The organism is Salinicola sp. JS01 (assembly GCF_030284585.1).
Lineage (GTDB): Bacteria > Pseudomonadota > Gammaproteobacteria > Pseudomonadales > Halomonadaceae > Salinicola.
Map to the genome: position 1 here is coordinate 494649 of NZ_CP127244.1, position 21573 is coordinate 516221.

Below are 21573 nucleotides of genomic sequence, written 5' to 3' on the forward strand. Positions count from 1 at the left end.
GATAAAGACGACGAGCGCCAAGCCCAGCATATTGAGCAGTATCAGCATCAGTGTCGCTCCTCGGCGGAGGGCGTGCCACCGCCCGGGTTGAAGCGGCGCAGGCGGCTGGCGTTGGCGACCACCGTGACCGAGGAGGCCGACATCGCCAGCGCCGCGAGCATCGGCGACAGCAGCATCCCGGTGAACGGATAGAGCACGCCGGCGGCGATGGGGATGCCGAGGGCGTTGTAGCCGAATGCCCCCCACAGATTCTGTTTGATATTGGACAGCGTGGCGCGGCTGATAGCGATGGCATCGGCCACGCCGTGCAGCGAGTCGCGCATCAGCGTGATACCGGCGCTCTCGATGGCGACGTCGGTGCCCTGGCCGATGGCGAAGCCGACATCCGCCTGGGCCAGCGCCGGGGCGTCGTTGATGCCATCGCCGACCATGCCCACGCGTTCGCCGCGCTGCTGCAGCGCCGCCACCGCGGCCTGCTTGTCACCCGGCAGCAGCTCGGCGCGGACCTCGTCGATCCCCGCCTCACGGGCGATGGCGTTGGCCGCGGCGGCATTGTCGCCGCTCAGCATCACCACCTTCAGCCCCGCCCGGCGCAGTCGGGCCACCGCGGCGCGGCTATCCTCACGCAGGGCGTCGCGCACCGCGAAGAGCGCCGCCAGCTGGCCGTCCAGGGCCAGATAGACCACGCTCGCGGCCTGCTGCTGCCAGGCTTCGGCGGTCTCCTTCGAAGCCTGGATATCGATGGCGTGGTCGTGCATCAGCGCGGCGTTGCCGAGCAGCGCCCGGGTGCCGTCCGCCAGGCTGGCGACCAGCCCGCGACCGGTGACGCTCTCGAAGGCGTCGACCGCCGGGGGCTCGGGCGCGTCATCCAGGTGCGCCAGCAGGGCGCTAGCCAGCGGGTGCTCCGAACCGCGTTCGAGGGCGACCACGGCGGCCTGGGCGTGCGCCTGCGTCTGCCAGTAGTGGCTGGCGGTCACCTTCGGGCGGCCTTCGGTGAGGGTGCCGGTCTTGTCGACCACCAGGGTGCTCAGGCGACTGGCGGTCTGCAGCGCCTCGCCGTCGCGGATCAGTACACCGTGCTCGGCGGCCTTGCTGATGCCGAGCATGGTCGAGATCGGTGTCGCCAGCCCCAGCGCGCAGGGGCAGGCGATGATCAATACCGTGGTTGCGGCCACCAGCATGTGCACCAGCTGCGGCGCGGGCCCGACATTTAGCCAGGCGAGGGCGGTGAATACCGCAATGATCATCACGCTGGGCACGAAGATGCCGGCGACGCGATCGGCCAGGGCGCCGATCGGCGGGCGCGACTCCTGCGCCTGGGCGACCTGATCGACGATACGCCCGAGGCGGGTATCGTCACCCACCTGGGTGGCGCGGTAGACCAGGCTGCCGCGGCCATTGACGGTCCCGGCGCTGACGCTGTCGCCGGGGCCCTTGCGCACCGCCTCGGGCTCACCGGTCAGCATCGATTCATCGATATGGCTCTCGCCGCTCTCGACCTCGCCATCCACTGGCAGGCGCTCGCCGGGGCGCACCCGGATGCGTTCGCCCACCTGCACGCTCTCGATCGCGACTTCGTGCTCCTGATCCTGACGAATCACCCGTGCGGTACGGCTCTGCAGATCGAGCAGACGCGACAGCGCCTGGCTGCTGCGTCCCTTGGCGCGCAGCTCCAGCGCCTGGCCGATACCGATCAGCCCCACGATCATCAGCGAGGCCTCGAAGTAGAGATGGCGCGAGGCCGGCGGGATCAGCCCGGGAAACAGCACCACCGTCATCGAGTAGAGCCAGGCCGCGGCGGTACCCAGGGCGATCAGCGTGTCCATGTTGGCCTGGTGGTGACGGAACGCCTTCCAGGCGCCGTCGAAGAAGCGTCGCCCGGCAGTGGCGAGCACGCCCAGCGTGGCCAGCCCCAGGGCCAGCCAGAGCCAGCGCTCGCCACCCTCGAGGCGGGGCTGGTGGACGAACATCGCCAGCATCATCGGTATGCCCAGGGCGAGGCTCAGGCCGGCGTCACGCAGATGGCGGCGCCACTGGCGGCGGTTGTCGCGCTGGCGCTGGGCGCTGGCCTGGCGCAGATCGGCGATTGGTGTCGCCGTATAGCCGGCGCCGCGTACCGCCGCGATCAGCGCATCGAGTTCGGCGCTGCCGCCGACCTGGGCCGTCTCACTGGCGAAGTTGACCTGGGCGTGGGTCACCCCCGGGGTGGCCGCGAGCGCCTTCTGCACCGCATTGACGCAGCCGGCGCAGGTCATGCCGCCGATCGCCAGCCGCCGCAGGGCGGGGCTGTCGGTGTGCGCGCCGGTCGCATCATGTGCACCGGCCCAGGGAGTCTGCGCGTCCGTGGCTGCTTGCGTCTGCTGTTCGGGGGTTGGCGGTGTTTCGGCGTTGGTCTCGTCGAGGGGTGCGGCGGGATAGCCGACGTGGTCGAGCAGCTGACGCAGGCTCGCCTCGTCTAGCTGGGTGGTGACCGCCAGCTCGCGCTGCGCGGGGGCGGCATCGAGGGTGGCCTCGGCGTCGGCGGCAGCGACCGCCGCACGGATGCGTTTGACGCAGCCCTGGCAGTGCATGGCGTCGACGCGATAGCGATAGTGGTTCACGCGGACCTCCCCGGCGCGGCCTGGCAGCCGTGGGCGCCGTCGGACGTGTGTTCGATCAGGCGACAGATGCTGTGCCCGTCGGGGGCCCCGTCGGGCATCTGCGCCCAATCCTCGAGGGCGTGCTCCATGCGTTCGGCCAGCGCCTGCAGCTCGCGGATCTGGGCATGGATACGCGGCAGGCGTGCGGCGAGCAGGTCGCGTACCAGCGGGCACGGCGAATCGCCCTGGTCGGCCTGGTCGAGAATCTCGGCGATCTCCTTGAGGCTGAAGCCCAGGGTGCGTGCACGCTGGATGAAACGCAGCCGCCCCAGGTCGCGCTGGTCGTAGAGCTGATAGCCGTTGTCCGGATCGCGCCGCGGCGTCAGCAGACCCTGGCGGGTGTAGTGGCGTACGGTCTCGGCGGTGACCCCGGCGCTTCTGGCCAGTTCGGTGACTTTCATCGTGAAGCTCCTCCGCACTTGTCGAGGTCAGTGTAAAACCTGGGTCTAACACATGGGTCAAGGCCAGCCCCTTATCACCGTAGGCGTGGCGCTGGCAAGGCGGACAGGGCGCTGTCGAGCGCCAATGGCAGCTAAAGCGACATAGCGATTCGTATTACGACTAAAGAGAAGTCAAAAATGCGATTGAAACGACCGTTTGCGCATTGACGCTGTCGCGGCGCTGAGTGAAAAAGGGATGGGAAAAATAGTGCTGAAGGGATGCGGGGGCCGCGCCTTCGGCGACGATCGCCAGACGCGCAAGCGCAAGGGCGACCACTGGGAGAGGGGAACGAACCATGTCTTTTCGCTACAACCGTTTGTCGCTGGCCATCGCGCTGGTGAGCGCTGCCGCCTCCAGCCAGGCCATGGCCGGGGCCTTTCAACTCCAGGAACAGAGCGTCAGTGGCCAGGGCACCTCCTGGGCCGGACGCTCCTCCAACGTTCAGGACGGTTCCATCGTCTTCGGTAACCCGGCGGGCATGTCGTTCCTCGACCGCGCCCAGGTCACCGCCGGTACCCACTACATCGACGCCAGCTCGGACATCAGCAACGACAGCGGCACCCAGCCGACACTCGCTGGTGTGGTGGGCACTCAGGGTAGTACCGACGGCGACATGATTCCGCACAAGGCGGTACCGTTCGGCTACTACGTGCAGCCGATCAACGACCGCTGGAGCTTCGGTCTCGGCGTCTATGCACCGTTCGGACTGGTCACCGACTACGGTGACGACTTCAAGGGGCGTTACTTCGGCAACTACAGTGACCTGGAGGTCATCACCGCCCAGCCCACGCTGTCGTACCGCTTTAACGACAAGTTCGCCGTCGGCTTCGGCGTGACCTACAACCACATCAAGGGCGAGCTAGAGAGCAAGACCCCCAACCCGCTCAACCCGGCCGCTTCCAGTGATGGCACCGTCAACGTCAAGGGCAACGATGACGCCTGGGGCTACAACATTGGTCTGATCTACCGCCCGGTGGAGTCCACCACCCTGGGTCTCACCTACCGCTCCAAGGTCGATTATCACCTCACCGGTGACGTCGATGCCTCCAACGTCTTCGGCGGGGTGGGCGGCAATGGCCCGATCTTCCTCAACGCCAGCAGCGACGGCTCGCTCGATATCACCCTGCCGGAGACCATCGACTTCTCGGTCACCCACCAGCTCGACGATCGCTGGACGGTGATGGCCGGGGCAACCTACATCCGCTGGAGTCGTTTCGACCAGTTGGTGGTCGACAACGGCCTGGGGCTGGATATCAACGAGCAGCAGGACTATCGCGACACCTGGCAGTACGCCGCCGGTCTCTCCTACAAGGTCAATCCGGCCTGGACCCTGCGCGGCGGTATCGCCTACGACCAGTCGCCAGTCAAGGACGCCCATCGCAGCCCGCGCGTGCCCACGGCGAACCGTAACCTGGTCTCGATCGGTGCCGGCTGGACCCCGATCCCCGACCTGACCATCGATGCCGCCTACAGCTACATCTGGGAAGATCGCGCCGACGTCGACCAGCAGAAAGCCAACGGCACCTCCTACAAGGCCGAGTACGACAACTCGCTCAACCTGTTCGGGGTGCAGGCGACCTACCGCTTCTAAGCCGCGCCGCTGGCTCGCTGCGCCTCGGGCACTTGGCCCGGGGCCGGCGAACCGGCATATCGACGGCGCATTCACCCACAGCCTGCCGATTTTCCTCGACGCGCCGCGCTCTGCGGCGCGTCGTCGTTTCGGCCTGCGCTTGGTTCAGGGGCTCTCGTCACCCGCTGCGCGGGTCGCCCGCGAGGCCTGCAGTGTGCGCGTGAGCAGGGCGCGCAGGGCCGCCGGACGCACCGGCTTGAGCAGCAGCTGATAGCCGCCGCGCTTGATCTCGTCGGCGACCTCCTCGGTGCGGTCGGCGGTGATCACGATCCCCGGCACGCTCTGCTCGCACAGCTCCTCCAGCGCCTCCAGCGCCATCACCCCGGTCACCTCGTTGTCGAGGTGGTAGTCGGCGAGGATGGCGTCGGGGTCACCGCCCATGTTGCGGATCGCCGACTTGGCGCCGCCGATGGAGGTGGCAGTGAAGACCTCGCACTCCCAGCCCTCGAGCATCGCCTTCATGCCTTCGAGGATCAGGCGCTCGTTGTCGATGCACAGGATGCGCGTACCAACGAGCTTGTTGCCGCTGCGCCGCGGAGTGCTCTCCTCTGGCTTGGGGCTGCCGCGGCGGCCGGCCACCAGCGGTACCGAGACCGAGAACACGGTGCCGGCGGCGACCTTGGAGCGAACCTGGATCGGATGGTCGAGCACCCGGCTCATGCGCTCGGCGATGGAGAGGCCGAGCCCCAGCCCGCGCTCGCTCTCCTTGTGGCGCGAGGCCTGATCGAGGCGCCGGAACTCCTGGAAGATCTCGCTGAGCTTGGAGTCGGGGATACCCGGCCCGGTGTCCCAGACCTCGATCACCACCCGGTCGTGGCGCCGGCGGCAGCCCAGCAGCACCCGCCCCTGCTGGGTATAGCGCAGGGCGTTGGAGAGGAAGTTCTGGACGATACGCCGCAGCATCTGGGCATCGCTGTCGACCCACAGGCTGGTGGCGACCATGTCCAGATCGAGGCCGCGATCGTCGGCCATCACCTCGAACTCGGCGCGCAGCGGGCGCAGGATGTCGGCCAGCGGGAACTGGCTCCGGCGTGGGGTCAGCGCCCCGGCGTCGAGCTTGGAGATGTCGAGCAGGGTGCCCAGCAGCTCCTCGGCGGCCTGCAGCGAGTTGTCGATATGGCCGATGGTACGGCGGTGATCGCCGTCCGCCACCTGCTGGCCCAGCGCCGAGGTGAACAGCCGGGCGGCGTTGAGCGGCTGCAGCAGATCGTGGCTGGCGGCGGCGAGGAAGCGGGTCTTGGAGGCGTTGGCATCCTCGGCGGTCTGCTTGGCTTGACGCAGGGCCTGCTCCGCCTCGGCGCGCACCCGGTTCTCCTGGCGCAGGGCGGCGTTGGCCTTGGACAGCGCCTGGGTACGCTCGCGCACGCGCTCTTCGAGATTCTCGTTGGTCTCGCGCAGGGCGATCTCGGCCAGGCGGCGCTCGGTGATGTCCTGGTAGAGCGCGAAGAAGCCGAGGATGCGCCCGCCTTCGCCGAAGTGGGGCGTATAGGTCACCAGCATATAGCGCACGCCGCCGTCGCCGTCATCCAGCGAGATCTCGAAGTTGACCCGTTCGCCGTCCAGGGCGCGGCGCATCCAGGGGCCGCGCTGGCGCGCCGCGGCCGCCAGCATGACGTTCTGCACGCGCTCGCCGATCACCGCGTTGCGGTCGATACCCATCGCCGCCTCGTAGGCGCGGTTGGTGAAGAGGTAGCGGCAGTCGGTGTCGAAGTAGGCGATCAGCGCCGGCACGTTGTCGGTGTAGATACGGATGTTGCTCTCGGAGCGGATCAGCGCCTCTTCGGTGCGCTTCTGCTGGGTGATGTCCTGGTAGGTGTAGACGAAGCCGCCGCCCGGCATGGGGTTGCCGAGCACCTCGAGCACGCTGCCGTCGGGGCGGTAGCGCTCGTAGCGGTGGGGCTGGCCGCTTCTGATGTTCTCGATCAGCTGCTCGACATGCTCCTCCGGGTCACCGGGACCGTACTCGCCGTTGTGGGCGTTGTAGCGGAACACCTTCTCCATCGGCGTGCCGACACGGATCAGGTTGTCGGGGAAGCGGAAGATCTCCAGGTAGCGCTGGTTCCATACCACCAGGTTGAGGTTCTGGTCGACCACCCCGATGCCCTGGTTGATGTTCTCGATGGTCGCCTGCAGCAGGGCACGGTTGAACTCCAGCACCTGCGACGCCTCGTCGACGATCGAGATCACGTCCGAGATTCCGATGCCGCGCCCCTGCAGCGCCGAGTTGACCACGATGCGCGCCGACGAGGCGCCGAGCACCGAGGCCAGCAGGCGTTCGGTGAACTGGATCACATCGATCGAGGCGCGGGCATTGTTCTCCAGCGGCTTGGCGTTGCGTCGGCCGTAGTCGTCGAAGGCGCGCTCGACCTGGGACTGGCCCAGGAAACGCTCGCACAGCACCTTGAGGTCACCCACCGTGGTGGCCCCGGTCCAGGGGCGATTGACCGTGGTCTGGCGGGTCTCGATGCTGTCGACGAACAGCGACGCCTGGATGCGTTCGACCACCCGCTGCGGCGTCAGCTGGGAGATGAATATATAGAAAAAGAGGTTGAAGCCGAGCGACAGCATCACCCCGTGGGCGAAGCTGTCGGTGACGTTGAGCCCGAACAGATGCAGCGGCGACAGCCAGGCCACGCCCAGTGGCCCGCCGGCCAGCCACGCCTCCGGCAGCAGGCCGGCACGGATCAGCGCCGGCATCAGCAGGGTGTAGGCCCAGATCGCAAAGCCCACGTTGAGCCCGGTGACCACACCGAGACGGTTGCCGCGCTTCCAGTAGAGCCCGCCGAGCAGGGCCGGGGCGAACTGGGCGGCGGCGGAGAGCGAGAGCAGGCCGGTGGCGGCCAGTGAGCTGTACTCTGCCACCAACTGATAGAACAGATAGGCCAGCGCCAGGATGGCGACGATGGTGATGCGCCGCGCCAGCAGCACCAGGCGCCCGTAGTCGCGCGACTTCTCCTCGAACCAGCGCAGGCGGAAGAGTGCCGGCAGCACGATCTCGTTGGAGATCATGATCGCATTGGCCACCGCCGCCATGATCACCATGCCGGTGGCCGCCGAGAGCCCGCCGACGAAGGTGAGCATCGCCAGCCACGGCTGATCGGCGACGATCGGCAGCGCCAGCACGTAGCTGTCGGGAGCGAGATCATCGCCGGGGAACAGCGACAGGCCGGCCGCTGCCAGCGGCAGCACGAACATCCCGATCAGCACCAGATAGAGCGGGAACAACCAGCGTGCGCGCTTGGCGTCGTCGGTGTTGGTGTTCTCGACCACGGTGATATGGAACTGGCGCGGCAGGCAGAACACCGCCAGCATTGCCAGCAGGGTCTGGGTCCAGAAGCTGGTGTCGAAGTTCTGCTCGGTGAGCTGCTGCTGCAGCCGCAGATAGGTGTCGGCGCGGCCGAGCAGGTCGCCGAGGCCGTCGAACATGCCCCAGGTGACATAGGCCCCGAGCACCAGGAACACCACCAGCTTGACCACCGACTCGAAGGCGATCGCCTGGATCAGGCCCTCGTGGTGTTCGGTGGCGTTGGTATCGCGGGTGCCGAACAGAATTGCAAAGGCCGCCATTACGATGGCGATATAGAAGGCGGTGTCGTCGACGATCGGCGCCTTGACCGAGTGGCCATCGCTGGTCATCACGCGGAAGGCGGTGGAGACCGCCTTGAGCTGCAGCGCGATGTAGGGCAGCGTGCCGACCAGCGCGATCAGACTGGCGAAGGCGGCCAGCGACTGCGACTTGCCGTAGCGCGAGGCGATGAAGTCGGCGATCGAGGTGACGTTCTGGCGTTTGGCCACGCGGATCATCTTGGTGATCACCGGCCAGAACAGCAGGAAGGTGAGCACCGGGCCGATGAACACGCTGGCGAACGACCAGCCCGAGGTGGCGGCCTGGCCGACGCTGCCGTAGAAGGTCCAGGAGGTGCAGTAGACCGCCAGCGCCAGGCTGTAGACGATCGGCCGCCGGCTGGCCGGGCCGTGGCGCCGGGCGTGGCGATCGCCGCGCCAGGCAATGGCGAACAGCGTGGCCACGTAGAGCAGTGCCACGACGATCAGTAAGCCGCCTTCGAACATGTGTTTCCCCGCTTGCGCCGAGCGCCTCCGCGCCCGTGAGATTCCCTTTGAGTCGGTCTAGGCCCGCCCCTCGCCATGATCGCCTGCCGCGGCGCGTCTAGCCAGCGCAGCGCTGCAGGGCGCCTAGTGTGACAGAGGTGAGCGCCGGCTGCGCCTCGGACGCTCATGCTTTGGCCTGATAGACCAAGGTTCAATGTCTGAACGAACATTCCAAGCGACTGATATTGAAGAAGAAGGCGTGAGGGCGCCGAGCCGCGTGTCAGTCCTCGACTAAAGTCAGCCTGCCCCCGCAAGCCTGCTCTGACATAGGCTGCATTCGTGTCGCCGGACCCGACAAACCGTTGATTTTCGAGCGCTAAGCAGTGCGCCCGAGGATCGGCCCGGTGGGGCGGGCAGGACGCACCCGTGTGCGCCCGGTAGGCGGGGGGCGCTTTCGAGCAGCGAGAGGGGAATCTCATGAAGGGAAAGAGCCGGCAGGACTACTGGAAGGCCAACGTACGCTTGATCGCGACGCTGTTGGTGATCTGGTTCATCGTCTCCTATGGCTTCGGCGTGCTGCTGGTCGAGCCGCTCAATACCATCCAATTCTTCGGCTTCAAGCTCGGCTTCTGGTTCGCCCAGCAGGGCGCGATCTACGCCTTCCTGGTGCTGATCGTGGTCTACGCCTGGACGATGAACCGGCTCGACCGGGAGTACGACGTCGAAGAGCAGTAACTGGACATCTATCGCAACCGACAATAACCAACACACAGGACAGGCCTGATGGATATTCAATTACTGACCTATCTCTTCGTGGGGGGCTCCTTCGTCCTCTACATCGCGATCGCGATCGCCTCGCGGGTGGGCTCCACCAAGGAGTTCTACGTCGCCGGCGGTGGCGTCTCACCGATCGCCAACGGCGCGGCCACCGCGGCCGACTGGATGTCGGCGGCGTCGTTCATCTCGATGGCGGGGATCATTGCCTACTCGGGCTATGACGCCTCGGTCTACCTGATGGGCTGGACCGGCGGCTACGTGCTGCTGGCGATGCTCCTGGCGCCTTATCTGCGCAAGTTCGGCAAGTTCACGGTGCCGGACTTCATCGGCGACCGATACTACTCCAACGTGGCGCGCACGGTGGCCGTGATCTGCGTCATCTTCGTCTCGTTCACCTACGTGGCGGGGCAGATGCGCGGCACCGGGATCGTCTTTGCCCGCTTCCTTGAGGTCGACGTCGACATCGGCGTGGCGATCGGCATGGTGATCGTATTCTTCTACGCCGTGCTCGGCGGCATGAAGGGCATCACCTACACCCAGGTGGCGCAGTACTGCGTGCTGATCTTCGCCTTCACCGTGCCGGCGATCTTCCTCTCGATCATGATGACCGGGCATATCCTGCCGCAGACCGGCTTCGGTGCCACGCTGCTGGACGCCGCCGGCAACGACACCGGGGTCTATCTGCTTACGCGGCTCGACCAGCTGGTGACCGAACTCGGCTTCAGCGCTTACACCTCGGGCACCAAGTCGACCATCGATGTCTTCTTCATCACCGCGGCGCTGATGTGCGGCACCGCCGGGCTGCCCCACGTGATCGTGCGCTTCTTCACCGTGCCGCGGGTGCGCGATGCCCGGGTCAGCGCCGGCTGGGCGCTGTTCTTCATCGCCATCCTCTACACCAGCGCGCCGGCGGTGGGGGCCTTCGCCCGGGTCAACCTGATCGATACGGTCGACAACACCGCCTACGAATCGCTGCCCCAGTGGTTCCGCAACTGGGAGAACTCGGGGCTGATCGCGTGGACCGACAAGAACGCCGACGGTGAGGTGCAGATGTCCGCCGGCGACCCGTTCAAGGGCGCTCCGGTCTATACCGGCGAGCGCGGCAGCCACGGCGAGCGGCTGTTGAGCAACGCCCCCACCGACAACCCCGGCGAGGTCTACATCGACCGCGACATCATCGTGCTGGCCAACCCCGAGATCGGCAATCTGCCGGCGTGGGTGGTGGCGCTGGTCGCCGCCGGGGGCGTGGCGGCGGCGCTGTCGACCGCGGCCGGGCTGCTGCTGGTGATCTCGTCGGCGATCTCCCACGACCTGCTCAAGAAACAGCTCAAGCCGGACATCTCCGAGAAGGGTGAGCTGTTGGCGGCACGTATCGCCGCGGCGGTGGCGATCGTGATCGCCGGCTACTTCGGCATCAATCCGCCGGGATTCGTCGCCCAGGTGGTGGCATTCGCCTTCGGGCTGGCGGCGTCGAGCTTCTTCCCGGTGATCCTGATGGGCATCTTCTACAAGCGCATGAACAAGGAAGGGGCGATCGCCGGGATGCTGGTGGGGCTGATCTTCACCTTCAGCTACATCGTCTACTTCAAGTTCGTGGCACCGGAGATGAATACCCCCGAGCACTGGTGGTTCGGCGTCTCGCCGGAGGGGATCGGTACGCTGGGCATGATCTTCAACTTCGTGGTCTCGCTGGTGGTGTGCCGCTTCACCGCACCGCCGCCGGCGGAGATCCAGCAGATCGTCGAGGAGATCCGCGTGCCCCGTGGTGCCGGCGCCGCGGTCGACCACTGAGCCGAGATCGGACCACACACCGCCCCGGCGACCCGGGGCGGTGTCTTGCGTCGAGATGGCCGACGGCGGCGATAGTCAACATAGGATGCGAATGACGTGAGGAAACAGTGATGGACTGGATGGAGCATGGCCTGTTGCTGCTCGGGCTGCTGGTCGTGAGTGTGAGCTATCTGCGCTATGTGCGGCGCACCCGTGATCTGCGCGGCGTGCTGCTGTTCTGGCAGCGGCGGATGGTGCTCACGCCGACCGAGTTCAAACTGCAGCGCGTGGGTATCGCGGTGCTGTTCGTGGGCGTGACGGTGCGTTATCTGGGGGTGATGCACGTGATTTGATCACTGCCGCCGTCATGCGCGCCGGTCGCCGGAGATCGACATGCCAGCGCTTCGCCGCTGCCCGGGGCGGTGTTAGCATAGGCGCCCCACGACCCCACGAATGACACCCGCGTCCAGCGGCGACCGGCGGCCCTCGCCGTGTCGCGGGCAGCGGCGCGAAAGAGCGAAGCATGCAACGAGCCAGCGATCCCCTCGATAGCCGGCAGGCAGAGACTGCCGAGGCCGATGCGTCTGCCAAGGCCAGACGCGAATTCAACAAGCTGCAGAAGCGCCTGCGCCGCCAGGTCGGCAATGCGATCATCGACTACGGCATGATCCATGAAGGCGACAAGGTGATGGTGTGCCTTTCCGGCGGCAAGGACTCCTACACCATGCTGGAGATCCTGCTCAACCTGCAACGCAACGCCCCGGTGGCGTTCGAGCTGGTGGCGGTCAATCTCGACCAGAAGCAGCCTGGTTTTCCCGAGCACGTTCTGCCCGAGTATCTCGCCACCAAGGACGTCGCCTACCATATCCTCGAGCGCGACACCTACTCGGTGGTGAAGGAGAAGACCCCGGAGGGCAAGACCACCTGCGCGCTCTGCTCGCGTCTGCGCCGGGGCTCGCTCTACGGCTTCGCCGAGGAGATCGGCGCGACCAAGATCGCCCTCGGCCATCACCGCGAGGACATCCTCGAGACGCTGTTCCTCAACATGTTCTACGGCGGCACGCTCAAGTCGATGCCGCCCAAGCTGCTCTCCGACGACGGCAAGAACATCGTCATTCGTCCGCTGGCCTACTGCCGCGAGGCGGATATCGCCGAGTATGCGCGGCTGATGGACTTCCCGATCATCCCCTGCAATCTGTGCGGCTCACAGCCCAACCTGCAGCGCCAGGTGGTCAAGGAGATGCTGGCGGAGTGGGAGGCCAAGCATCCGGGGCGCCTGGAGACGATGTTCAAGGCGGTGACCAATGTCGCCCCCTCGCAGCTGGCCGACCGCGAGCTGTTCGACTTCGCCGGGCTCGAGGCGCGTCAGCGCCAGCGTCAGGAGACGCGGATCGACGCGCTCGACCTGCTCTCCCGCGAGGCCTGAGCGCAGTACTCTTCAGAGAGTGCCTATCAGACAGTGCCTAGCCGAACGGCCCGCCGAGGATCGTCCTGCGCATCCCCCCCATGATATGGCGACCGTCCTCGGCGGCGAGTTCGGCATACCAGGCCCGGGTGGCGGCGGGGTCGGCGCCGTGGGTGGTTTCGGCCCGCTGGCGCGCGCGGCTGACGATCTCGCCCACCCGCGACACCCTGGCGGCGTCGTAGCGTTCGAGCGCTGCCTCGATGGCGTGGTCGCTGGCCTCTAGCGCCTCGGCCAGTACCCAGGCGTCCTCCATCGCCTGGCAGCCGCCCTGACCCAGATCCGGAGCCATGCCGTGGGCGGCGTCGCCGAGTATCGCTACGCGCGGGGCAACCAGTGTCTCCAGCGGCTCGATGTCGTGGATTTCCACCCGCGCCATGGCGGTGGGGTCGATGCGCGCGATCAGGCGCTGCACCGGCGGCGCCCAGCCGGCGAAGTGGTGCGCCAGCTCGTCGCGGTAGCGGGCGGGATCGTTGTCGCTGCCGGCGGGCAGCGGCACATCGAAGAAGCAGTAGAACTCCGGGTTCGCTGGATCGCCGCTCATCGGCATCAGCGAGACCCGCTGATGATCGCCGACGTACTGTATCCAGTCGTGCAGCGGGGCCAGATCCTCGCTGGCGGGCACGCGCACGTTCCAGTTGACGTAGCCGCAGTAGCGTCGTGGCACCGGCCGGCCCAGCGCCTGTTCGCGCAGGCGTGAGTGGGTGCCGTCGGCGATCACCAGCAGGTCCGCGTGGCGTTCGCTGCCGTCGTCGAAGCGGGCGGTGACGCCGGCATCGTCCTGGCGATAGCCGGTACAGGCCGTGCCCAGGGTGACCGCCTGGGCGCCCACCGCATCGAGCAGCAGTTGCTGCAGCGCGGCGCGTGCCACCGGGCAGGCGCGCTGGCCGACCTCGTCATACAGCGGCGCCAGGCTGAAGTCGGTGAGCCTGGCGCCGTCGCGGGTGTAGTAGCTCATGCGCTGCATGTCGCCGCTGACCTGCTCCAGCGCCTCGCCTACGCCGAGCGCCTTGAGGATCTTGACCCCGTTGGACCACACCGAGATGGCAGCGCCCACCGGACGCAGCTCGGCGACCCGGTCGACTACGGCCACCCGATGGCCGCGGCGAGCTAGCGCCAGCGCGGCCGTCAGCCCGCCCATGCCGGCACCGATCACCAGAACGTTCAAGCTCATGGGGTATCCTCGCAAGCGTATTGTCGTGTCGTGGGGATCGCCGGCGAGCGGGGGCATGGCGCCGCCGCTCAAGGTGCCTGACCGATCGAACAGGTTTTTGTCATCCTACGCAGAAACAGGGCCCCAGGGGAATGCCTGGTAGCGTCCACCAGGCCGTTCTGGGACAGCCTCGCCAACACTCGAGGCGAGCGACGGCCATAGCCTTGGGGCGCTGCGAAGCGTGCGGCGAAGCACCCCGGCCAAGCGAATGCGGGAAAACGAAGTCGGGCAAGCGAAGTGGGGAAGGGGAAAGTGAGGAAGGGGGGAGGATGAGTATCCAGACAGATGCCGAGCCGGCACTCGACGCCGAAGACCATCAGCGGATCGCCAGCGCGCTGGCGCACGGCGACGACACGCTGCACGAGACCGCGCTCGGTGGTGTGCGCGTGTGCGGGCCGGCGCAGGCGCCGCGGCTGCTGCTGAGCCACGGCGCCGGGGCAGGGCACGACTCGCCCTTCCTGAGCCATCTGCGCCACGCTCTGGCCGCAGGCGGCGTACAGGTGATTGCGGTGGAGTTCGCCTACATGGCGCGCATGCGCCGTGAGGGACGCCGCCGGCCGCCGCCGCGGGTCGAGGGGCTGGTGGCGGAACTGAGCGCCTGGCGCCGGGCCATCGACGCAGACGGTCTGGCGCCGGCCTGGCTGGGCGGAAAATCGATGGGCGGGCGGGTGGCCAGTCTGCTGGCAGCGCGCGAGGCGACGCCCGGGCTGGTGCTATGTGGCTACCCCTTTCATCCGCCGGGCAAGCCGGAGCGTCTGCGCCTCGACCACTGGCCCGATCTCGCCTGTCCGCTGCTGTTGCTGCAGGGGACGCGGGATGCGTTCGGGACCCGCGCCGAGGTCGAAAGCTATACGCTGCCGGCGCAGCTCGAGTGCCATTTTCTCGAGGGCGGCGACCACGACTGGCAGCCCCCGAAGCGTCTCGGCGTGAGCCAGGCGGCACTGATCGACACCGCTGCAGCCCTGATCAGCCGGCGCCTCGCGCCAGTCGATCGACACCGAGGATAAAACGTTGCGGAAAAGCGGTTGACTTTCAACCGGCTACCGGTAGAATGCAGCGCCACGTGACCACGGGTGGTTAGCTCAGCTGGGAGAGCACCAGCCTTACAAGCTGGGGGTCACAGGTTCGAACCCTGTACCACCCACCATCGCGCAAGCGCTGGGCCGTGGATCACGTGATTGGAAACTGGGGACCGGTAGTTCAGTTGGTTAGAATGCCGGCCTGTCACGCCGGAGGTCGCGGGTTCGAGTCCCGTCCGGTCCGCCATTTCCAGCGATGTTCGAGAAGCGCAGGTTTTTCGGATGTCATTTGCAAGTCGCGCAGTGTGTAACAGGTAAGCCGTATCAGGTAGGTGTTTCACGACTCAGACCCGATGCTTCGAGTGGACCGGTAGTTCAGTCGGTTAGAATGCCGGCCTGTCACGCCGGAGGTCGCGGGTTCGAGTCCCGTCCGGTCCGCCACACTTCGTGCCACGCAGCGTCAGACGTTTTGGGTGGTTAGCTCAGCCGGTTAGAGCACCAGCCTCACATGCTGGGGGTCACAGGTTCGAGTCCTGTACCACCCACCATCGTCTCAGGATGATGGTCATCGATATATGCGGACCGGTAGTTCAGTCGGTTAGAATGCCGGCCTGTCACGCCGGAGGTCGCGGGTTCGAGTCCCGTCCGGTCCGCCATCGACGTCTCGACAATGTGTTTAGTCAGTGCCTAGTACCAGCAGCGCCCAAACGGCCGCTGTGAGCGAACCAACCAGCCTTCGAGCTGGTTTTTTCGTTTCTGGCCGTCGGATTTGGGGCCTTCGCGCGCTTTGCTCTTCTCGCTTTCTCTGCTCCTCTCCCTTGCTCTACTCACGCTGCGTTGTTCCCCGCTGACGCTGCCTTGTTTTTCGTCCCCTGCGCCTGTCAGAGGCGTCTCTTGCTCGCAGCGGCAGACCCGGGTCCGCCGATATGCCCGCCTGCGACGATGCCGCTTTGGTGGAATGGTCGCCGCCGTGGATTGGGTTACACTGGCGTTCATACGTGCGTTTGAAAACAGCCGCATACCGCTGCGTGGAGCCGACCGTGACCGCTTATCCGAATCTCTTTCGCCCGCTGCGCGTGGGCTCGCTGACCCTGCGCAATCGGGTCGTGATGGGCTCGATGCATACCAATCTCGAGGAGGCGCCCGGCGGCTTCGAACGCCTGGCGGCCTTCTACGCCGAGCGGGCGCGCCGCGGGGTCGGGCTGATCGTGACCGGGGGCATCGCGCCCAATGCCGAAGGCGCGGTCTTCGCCCATGCCGCCAAGCTGAGCGAGGAGGCTGAGTGCGAGGCGCACCGCCAGGTGGTGGCAGCGGTACACGCCGAAGAGACGCCGATCTGTCTGCAGATCCTGCATGCCGGGCGCTACGCCTACTCGCCGGCGCTGGTTGCGCCTTCCGCCATCGCCGCGCCGATCAATCGCTTCACCCCCCACGCGCTGAGCGATGCCGAGGTGCATCAGCAGATCGCCGATTTCGTGCGCTGCGCCGAGCTGGCCCAGCGCGCCGGCTACGACGGCGTCGAGGTGATGGGCTCGGAAGGCTATCTGATCAACCAGTTCCTGTGCGCGCGCAGCAATCAGCGCGATGACGCCTGGGGCGGCGACGCGACGCGGCGTCAGCGCTTCGCGCTGGAGATCGTGCGCGGCATTCGCCGCCGCTGCGGGGCGGACTTCGTGCTGATCTTCCGCCTGTCGATGATCGATCTGGTCGAGGAGGGCAGTACCCAGGCCGAGATCGTGGCCCTGGCCACGGCGCTGGAGGCGGCCGGGGTGGATGCGCTGGACTGCGGTATCGGCTGGCACGAGGCGCGGGTACCGACCATCGTCACCAGCGTGCCGCGGGCGGCGTTCGTCGGTGTCTCGCAGGCGGTGCGCGCCGCCGTCGACATTCCCACCCTGGCCACCAACCGCATCAACATGCCGGCGGTGGCCGAGCGTGTGCTGGCCGAGGGGCACGCCGATCTGGTCTCGCTGGCGCGTCCGTTCCTGGCCGATCCGGGCTGGGTCGAGAAGGCCGCCGAGGGGCGTGACGACGAGATCAACACCTGCATCGCCTGCAACCAGGCCTGCCTCGATCACACTTTCCAGGGCAAGCTGACCAGCTGTCTGGTCAATCCGCGCGCCTGTCACGAGACCGAGCTGGTGCTCGAGCCGACCGCCGCGCCTAAGCAGATCGCCGTGGTCGGCGCCGGGCCGGCGGGGCTGGCCACGGCGATCGCCTGCGCCGAGCGTGGCCACCGGGTCACCCTGTTCGAGCGCGAGCCGGAGATCGGCGGCCAGTTCCGCTACGCGCGGCGTATTCCCGGCAAGGAGGAGTTCGCCGAGACGCTGCGCTACTTCGAGCGCCAGCTGGTGCGCTGGGGCGTCGATCTGCGCCTTGACCAGCAGGTCGATGCCCAGCAGTTGCTGGCCTTCGACGAGGTAGTCCTGGCCACCGGGGTCAAACCGCGGGAGCTGGCGCTGGAGGGCGCCGACCACCCCAGCGTGGTGCCCTATCCGCTGGCGATCCTGCATCCGGAGCGGGTCGGGCGGCGGGTGGCGATCATCGGCGCCGGCGGGATCGGCTTCGATGTCGCCGAGCTGCTCTCCCACGTGGGGCAGCCGGCGCTGGATCGGGACGCATGGTGCGACGAGTGGGGGGTGGATCTCGAGGTGAGCGCGCCGGGCGGGCTCAAGCCGCGGCAGACGCCGCCGGCCCCGCGCCAGATCACGCTGCTGCAGCGCAAGGCCGGTAAGCCGGGGGCGGGGCTGGGCGCGACGACCGGCTGGGTGCACCGGGCGGCGCTCAAGGCGCGCGGGGTGGAGAGCTGGGCCGAGTGCGACTACGTGCGCATCGACGACGAAGGCCTGCACCTGCGCGTGGCGGGCGAGCCACGGCTGCTGGAGGTCGATAGCGTGGTGGTGTGCGCCGGGCAGGAGTCGGAGCTTGCGCTGCTCGACGATCTCACCCGTGCCGGTATCGGCACCCACCGGATCGGTGGGGCCGACGTCGCCGCCGAGATCGATGCCAAGCGGGCGATCGATCAGGGCACGCGGCTGGCGGCGCAGCTCTGAGCGCGTCGGCCGACGAGCGCGTGCCGCTCGTGGCGGGCGGCTTCCGCCGTCGCCGACAGGTGTTAGACTGCTGAGGTTGAGGAAGCGCAAGCCGCGACGATGGCGATCCTGTCGCCGCGGCTTGCGCTTCGCGTGATTCAGGCGCTCATGCCTGGCCTCCGCACGAGCCTGGCTCGCGGGGGAGGGATCGTACAAGGACCCGCCCAATGACCTCTGACTGTACTCCTCGCTTTCTGGCGAGCGACAACACTTCCGGTATCTGCCCGGAAGCCCTCGACTACCTGATCCAGGCCAACGCCAGTGACGACCTCGCCTACGGCAACGACGTCTGGACCCACCGCGCCGCCGACCGCTTTCGCGAGCTGTTCGACTACGACTGCGACGTCTTCTTCGTATTCAACGGCACCGCCGCCAACTCGCTGACCCTGGCCGCCCTCGGCCAGAGCTATCACAGCGTGATCTGCCACGAGCTGGCGCACATCGAGACCGACGAGTGCGGCGGCCCGGAGTTCTTCTCCAACGGCTCCAAGCTGCTCACCTGCCCGGGCGAAGAGGGCAAGCTCACCCCCGAGGGGATCGAGCGCCTGGTGGTGCGCCGCAGCGATATCCACTACCCCAAGCCGCGGGTGGTCTCGATCACCCAGGCCACCGAGGTGGGCACCGTCTATTCGCGCGAGGAGCTGCTGGCGATCCGCACCATGGCCGACAAGTACGATCTGCGCGTGCATATGGACGGCGCGCGCTTCGCCAACGCCTGCAGTGCCCTGGACGCCACGCCGGCGGAGCTCACCTGGCAGGTCGGGGTGGACGTGCTGTGTTTCTCCGGCACCAAGAACGGGCTGCCGCTGGGCGAGGCGATCCTGTTCTTCAACAAGGGCCTGGCCGAGGATTTCGCCTATCGCTGCAAGCAGGCCGGCCAGCTCGCCTCCAAGATGCGCTTCATCGCCGCCCCCTGGCTGGGCCTGCTGGAAACCGGCGCCTGGCGGCGCAATGCCGATCACGCCAACGCCATGGCGCGCTACCTCGCCGAGGGGCTGGCGGCGCTGCCCGGCGTGCGGCCGATGTTCCCGACCCAGGCCAACAGCGTCTTCGTCAGCCTGCCGGCGCCGGTGATCGAGGCGTTGCGGGCCAGGGGCTGGACCTTCTACACCTTCATCGGTGCCGGCGGGGCGCGCTTCGTCTGCTCGTGGAACACCACCACCGAGCTGCTCGACGATCTGCTCGCCGACGCCCGCGCGGCGCTGGATCACGCCGCGCGCTGACCCGCCGCGGGGCCTCCCGCTATCGCCGCAGGCGCTCTCCGGGCCGTCAGAAGCCCCATCCGATCGCGCCAGGTGCGTGATTTCTCAGCGCTTTCAAGTGCTTGCCCCGACTTTGGTCGGGGTCTTCATTTTTTCCGCGCAAATTGCCGTGCATCGAACCCTGATCGTGGTAGCGTGTTCTAAAGCGAGCTTGTCGACGCTGCGTCGCTGTGACTCGACCATTGGGTCTACCCGGCGCTCCGTGCATCTGTCTATGCTGATAGTCAGCTAGCCCGGCTGGCAGGGTGAGTGCCCTGAGCGGTTGGGGGTCACGACCAGGAGGCTTCCATGAGTATCTTCGATCACGTCCAGAGCCGTTACGAGCGGGTTCAGAAGGAAGAGATGAGCCTTGAGGAGTATCTCGAACTGTGTCGAAAGGAGCCCAGTGTCTACGCCAGCGCCGCCGAACGCCTGCTCGCCGCCATCGGTGAACCGCAGACCATCGATACGGCCAAGGACCCCCGCCTGTCGCGGATCTTCTCCAACAAGGTGATCCGCCGCTATCCCGCCTTCGCCGAGTTCTACGGCATGGAAGAGGCGATCGAGCAGATCGTCGCCTACTTCCGCCATGCCGCCCAGGGGCTCGAGGAGCGCAAGCAGATCCTCTACCTGCTGGGCCCGGTGGGCGGCGGCAAGTCGTCGCTGGCCGAGCGCCTGAAGCTTTTGATGGAGCGCGTGCCGTTCTACGCGATCAAGGACTCGCCGGTCTACGAATCGCCCCTGGGGCTGTTCTCGCCGGAGGAGGACGGCGAGCTGCTCTCCCAGGAGTACGGTATCCCCACGCGCCACCTGCACGGGCCGATGTCGCCGTGGGCGGCCAAGCGGCTCAAGGAGTTCGGCGGCGACCTGTCGAAGTTCCGCGTGGTCAAGCTCTACCCGTCGCGGCTCAATCAGATCGCGCTGTCCAAGACCGAGCCCGGCGACGAGAACAACCAGGACATCTCCTCGCTGGTGGGCAAGGTCGATATCCGTCAGCTCGAGCTCTACTCCCAGGACGACCCCGACGCCTACAGCTTCTCCGGCGGTCTGTGCCGGGCCAACCAGGGGCTGATGGAGTTCGTCGAGATGTTCAAGGCGCCGATCAAGGTGCTGCACCCGCTGCTGACCGCTACCCAGGAGGGCAACTACAACCCCACCGAGGGCATGGGGGCGATTCCCTTCGATGGCATCATCATGGCCCACTCCAACGAGAGCGAGTGGCAGCAGTTCCGCAACAACCGCAACAACGAGGCGTTTCTCGACCGCGTCTATATCGTCAAGGTGCCTTACTGCCTGCGGGTCTCCGAAGAGATCAAGATCTACCAGAAGCTGCTCGAGCACTCCTCGCTCGACGCCGCGCCCTGCGCCCCCGACACCCTGCGCATGCTGGCGCAGTTCTCGGTGCTCTCTAGGCTCAAGGAGCCGGAGAACTCGAGCATCTACTCCAAGATGCGCATCTACGACGGCGAGAATCTCAAGGACACCGACCCCAAGGCCAAGTCGATCCAGGAGTACCGCGACGCCGCCGGGGTCGACGAGGGCATGACCGGGCTCTCCACCCGCTTCGCCTTCAAGATCCTGTCCAAGGTGTTCAACTTCGACACCCAGGAGATCGCCGCCAACCCGGTGCACCTGCTCTACGTGCTGGAGCAGGCGCTGGAGCGCGAGCAGCTGCCCAAGGAGACCCACGAGCGCTATCTGCGCTTCATCAAGGAGTACCTGGCGCCGCGCTACGTCGACTTCATCGGCAAGGAGATCCAGACCGCCTATCTGGAGTCCTACACCGAGTACGGCCAGAACATCTTCGACCGCTACGTCACCTACGCCGACTTCTGGATCCAGGATCAGGAGTACCGCGATCCGGAAACCGGCGAGCTGTTCGATCGTCAGGCGCTCAACGAGGACCTGGAGAAGATCGAGAAGCCGGCGGGGATCTCCAATCCCAAGGATTTCCGCCACGAGGTGGTCAACTTCGTGCTGCGGGCGCGGGCCCACAACAACGGCATGAACCCCAACTGGCAGTCCTACGAGAAGCTCAAGGGGGTGATCGAGCACAAGATGTTCGCCAACACCGAGGAGCTCTTGCCGGTGATCTCGTTCAACGCCAAGGCCTCGGCCTCCGACCAGCGCAAGCACGAGGATTTCGTCGACCGCATGGTCACGCGTGGCTATACCGAGAAGCAGGTGCGGCTGCTCTCCGAGTGGTATCTGCGCGTGCGCAAGTCGCAGTAGGTCGACC

General features: G+C 66.9%; 13 protein-coding genes and 5 tRNA genes. 14 read left to right on the top strand and 4 right to left on the bottom strand.

Annotated elements, in window-relative coordinates; all coding sequences use genetic code 11:
• Window positions 1–47: 47 nt before the first annotated feature.
• Complete coding sequence (locus QO259_RS02440; RefSeq protein WP_353057314.1) at window positions 48–2600, bottom strand: heavy metal translocating P-type ATPase; 2553 nt, start codon at window positions 2598–2600, stop codon at window positions 48–50.
• Window positions 2597–3040: a MerR family transcriptional regulator gene (locus QO259_RS02445; RefSeq protein ID WP_207031642.1), complete on the bottom strand. Its 444-nt coding sequence runs from the start codon at window positions 3038–3040 to the stop codon at window positions 2597–2599. The genes QO259_RS02440 and QO259_RS02445 overlap by 4 nt, the downstream gene beginning before the upstream one ends.
• 335 nt (window positions 3041–3375) lie before the next feature.
• On the opposite strand from QO259_RS02445, the gene QO259_RS02450 reads away from it, so the two are divergent.
• The gene (locus tag QO259_RS02450; protein WP_285951669.1) at window positions 3376–4671 is read left to right on the top strand and encodes an OmpP1/FadL family transporter; all 1296 of its coding nucleotides are present in this window, start codon (window positions 3376–3378) and stop codon (window positions 4669–4671) included.
• 144 nt (window positions 4672–4815) lie between these two features.
• Here the strand turns inward: QO259_RS02450 and QO259_RS02455 are convergent, their stop codons facing one another.
• Window positions 4816–8781 (bottom strand): hybrid sensor histidine kinase/response regulator, encoded by a 3966-nt coding sequence (locus QO259_RS02455; RefSeq protein WP_285951670.1) that lies wholly within the window; start codon window positions 8779–8781, stop codon window positions 4816–4818.
• A gap of 456 nt (window positions 8782–9237) precedes the next feature.
• Between QO259_RS02455 and QO259_RS02460 the strand changes: the two genes are divergently transcribed.
• The 4 genes from QO259_RS02460 (at window position 9238) to ttcA (ending at window position 12733) form a co-directional block, all read left to right on the top strand.
• A complete protein-coding gene (locus QO259_RS02460; RefSeq protein WP_207031630.1) occupies window positions 9238–9495 on the top strand; it encodes a DUF4212 domain-containing protein in 258 nt (85 codons plus the stop codon).
• Window positions 9496–9543: 48 nt separating this feature from the next.
• Complete coding sequence (locus tag QO259_RS02465) at window positions 9544–11328, top strand: sodium:solute symporter family protein (RefSeq protein WP_207031627.1); 1785 nt, start codon at window positions 9544–9546, stop codon at window positions 11326–11328.
• 110 nt (window positions 11329–11438) lie between these two features.
• Complete coding sequence (locus tag QO259_RS02470; RefSeq protein ID WP_207031625.1) at window positions 11439–11660, top strand: hypothetical protein; 222 nt, start codon at window positions 11439–11441, stop codon at window positions 11658–11660.
• 170 nt (window positions 11661–11830) lie between these two features.
• A complete protein-coding gene (ttcA, locus tag QO259_RS02475) occupies window positions 11831–12733 on the top strand; it encodes a tRNA 2-thiocytidine(32) synthetase TtcA (RefSeq protein WP_035475387.1) in 903 nt (300 codons plus the stop codon).
• 37 nt (window positions 12734–12770) lie between these two features.
• On the opposite strand, the gene hpxO is transcribed toward ttcA, so the two are convergent.
• The gene (gene hpxO / locus QO259_RS02480) at window positions 12771–13943 is read right to left on the bottom strand and encodes an FAD-dependent urate hydroxylase HpxO (protein ID WP_285951671.1); all 1173 of its coding nucleotides are present in this window, start codon (window positions 13941–13943) and stop codon (window positions 12771–12773) included.
• Between the two features lie 308 nt (window positions 13944–14251).
• On the opposite strand from hpxO, the gene QO259_RS02485 reads away from it, so the two are divergent.
• From QO259_RS02485 to QO259_RS02525, 9 genes are all read left to right on the top strand, one after another.
• The gene (locus tag QO259_RS02485) at window positions 14252–14989 is read left to right on the top strand and encodes an alpha/beta family hydrolase (protein ID WP_285951672.1); all 738 of its coding nucleotides are present in this window, start codon (window positions 14252–14254) and stop codon (window positions 14987–14989) included.
• Between the two features lie 64 nt (window positions 14990–15053).
• Window positions 15054–15129 (top strand) — tRNA-Val (locus QO259_RS02490).
• A gap of 42 nt (window positions 15130–15171) precedes the next feature.
• A tRNA-Asp gene (locus tag QO259_RS02495) sits at window positions 15172–15248 on the top strand.
• A gap of 117 nt (window positions 15249–15365) precedes the next feature.
• Window positions 15366–15442, top strand: a tRNA-Asp gene (locus QO259_RS02500).
• A gap of 30 nt (window positions 15443–15472) precedes the next feature.
• Window positions 15473–15549: transfer RNA gene (locus tag QO259_RS02505), tRNA-Val, on the top strand.
• 31 nt (window positions 15550–15580) lie between these two features.
• A tRNA-Asp gene (locus tag QO259_RS02510) sits at window positions 15581–15657 on the top strand.
• 384 nt (window positions 15658–16041) lie between these two features.
• Window positions 16042–18054: an NADPH-dependent 2,4-dienoyl-CoA reductase gene (locus QO259_RS02515; RefSeq protein WP_285951673.1), complete on the top strand. Its 2013-nt coding sequence runs from the start codon at window positions 16042–16044 to the stop codon at window positions 18052–18054.
• 206 nt (window positions 18055–18260) lie between these two features.
• Entirely contained in the window at window positions 18261–19316 is a 1056-nt protein-coding gene (locus QO259_RS02520; RefSeq protein ID WP_285951674.1) for a threonine aldolase family protein, read from the top strand.
• A 327-nt stretch (window positions 19317–19643) separates the two neighbouring features.
• Window positions 19644–21566, top strand: coding sequence for a PrkA family serine protein kinase (locus tag QO259_RS02525; protein ID WP_035474281.1), 1923 nt, complete (start codon window positions 19644–19646; stop codon window positions 21564–21566).
• Window positions 21567–21573: the final 7 nt, after the last annotated feature.

Coding starts and splice junctions, on each gene's coding strand:
- QO259_RS02445 (WP_207031642.1), bottom strand. CDS start 3,040: ATGAAAGTCACCGAACTGGCCAGAAGCGCCGGGGTCACCGCCGAGACC.
- QO259_RS02450 (WP_285951669.1), top strand. CDS start 3,376: ATGTCTTTTCGCTACAACCGTTTGTCGCTGGCCATCGCGCTGGTGAGC.
- QO259_RS02455 (WP_285951670.1), bottom strand. CDS start 8,781: ATGTTCGAAGGCGGCTTACTGATCGTCGTGGCACTGCTCTACGTGGCC.
- QO259_RS02460 (WP_207031630.1), top strand. CDS start 9,238: ATGAAGGGAAAGAGCCGGCAGGACTACTGGAAGGCCAACGTACGCTTG.
- QO259_RS02465 (WP_207031627.1), top strand. CDS start 9,544: ATGGATATTCAATTACTGACCTATCTCTTCGTGGGGGGCTCCTTCGTC.
- QO259_RS02470 (WP_207031625.1), top strand. CDS start 11,439: ATGGACTGGATGGAGCATGGCCTGTTGCTGCTCGGGCTGCTGGTCGTG.
- ttcA (WP_035475387.1), top strand. CDS start 11,831: ATGCAACGAGCCAGCGATCCCCTCGATAGCCGGCAGGCAGAGACTGCC.
- hpxO (WP_285951671.1), bottom strand. CDS start 13,943: ATGAGCTTGAACGTTCTGGTGATCGGTGCCGGCATGGGCGGGCTGACG.
- QO259_RS02485 (WP_285951672.1), top strand. CDS start 14,252: ATGAGTATCCAGACAGATGCCGAGCCGGCACTCGACGCCGAAGACCAT.
- QO259_RS02520 (WP_285951674.1), top strand. CDS start 18,261: ATGACCTCTGACTGTACTCCTCGCTTTCTGGCGAGCGACAACACTTCC.
- QO259_RS02525 (WP_035474281.1), top strand. CDS start 19,644: ATGAGTATCTTCGATCACGTCCAGAGCCGTTACGAGCGGGTTCAGAAG.